This is a genomic window from Sunxiuqinia rutila (assembly GCF_050589705.1).
Taxonomy (GTDB): Bacteria; Bacteroidota; Bacteroidia; order Bacteroidales; family Prolixibacteraceae; genus Sunxiuqinia; species Sunxiuqinia rutila.
In genome coordinates, this window is sequence record NZ_JBNGOT010000035.1 from 1 (window position 1) to 1,358 (window position 1,358).

Annotated in this window: 1 protein-coding gene; it reads left to right on the top strand. The window is 30.4% G+C overall.

All coding sequences use genetic code 11. The features are described 5' to 3' along the window. Positions 1-35: 35 nt before the first annotated feature. Positions 36-1,220, top strand: coding sequence for an AlbA family DNA-binding domain-containing protein (locus ACRD6K_RS19970; protein ID WP_430974673.1), 1,185 nt, complete (start codon positions 36-38; stop codon positions 1,218-1,220). Positions 1,221-1,358: the final 138 nt, after the last annotated feature.

The following is a 1,358-nucleotide window of genomic DNA, read 5'->3' on the forward strand; positions in this document are numbered from 1 at the left end:
ACCGTTAGCAAGCATAATAAACATCCTAGAATAAAATGAAGTTAATTGATGATATAATACAATTTGAGAACGAAAATACTGCCTTAGATTTTAAAGCAATTCAATATAAACGGAATAAATTCGAGAACTTATTAAAAGATTTCCTTTCAATGGCAAATGCTAACACAAAAGAAGAAAGGTATATTATTATTGGCGTAAATCATAAATCAAATGGCAATAGAGACATTATTGGCGTAAATGAAGATTTCATAGACGAAGCAATTTATCAACAATTAATTATAGAAAATATTGAACCAGAAATAAATTTCAAATATTTCCCATACAAATTTGAAACTAAAACTCTTGGAATATTTCAAATAAAAGACTGTTTGAATCCACCATATATGCTCAAAAAAGACTTTGGAAGTTTAAAAAAAGGAGACTCATTCATTAGAAAAGGCTCTCATCAAACAAGAGTAACAAGAGCAGATATTGATTTTTTCATATCCCAAAAACTTACATTAGGTTATTTTACGGGTAGTCTTAGTCTATATTTTTCAGAAAGCAAGAATAAAAGATTAATTCTCAAGGCACTTTCAAAAATTGATTATCCTTCAGATAAAGCAGCAAAAAAAATTAAAAGAATTATCAAAGAAAAAGAAGAAAAATTAAAACATACAGATGATATGATTGGCATGTTTGCTATTACTCAAGGCTTAAACATGCTAACTGGGACTCCATACGAAAATAGAAGTATTTCAACACTTAGGGAGAATCTTGAGAATGTAAAGGAAACATATCAAGCCGATGATATGTACTACCTATTTGAAGAAAAATCTCATAAAATCAATATTACAATTATTAACAATGGCGAGGAATATATTGAGGATGCTTCCATTGAAATAATAATAAAAAGAAATGATTGTTTTCTTATTGCAGATTCTGTTTATAATAAACCAGACCATAGAAGTCCAATTGAAAGAATTAACTATGCTTCAATCATGCCTTCATGGGAAAAATCTCACTATCCGAAAGTAGATGAAACAGATGACACTTACATAATTAGTGAGCATATAGGAGATATAAAACATAAAATCCCTCAAGATGTATTTAATGTTCCGATTAGACTTATTGTTGGAAGAAATTGTATCGGAAATGATTTTCCAGTTTCAATTAAAGTTTATGGGAAGAATCTAAAGGAACCTATTAAAGATGAATTGATATTTACTGTAAATGAATAAATTACGCTTGCTAACAAATTGTAAATTGCATTGCGGGGTTCGTGGTATGTCGTACGCTGGATTCTCGCAACATCGTTCCGTCCTGCCGGACAGGAACGAGCTCCGAAATCCGCAACGACAACTTACAAGTGACCGTTA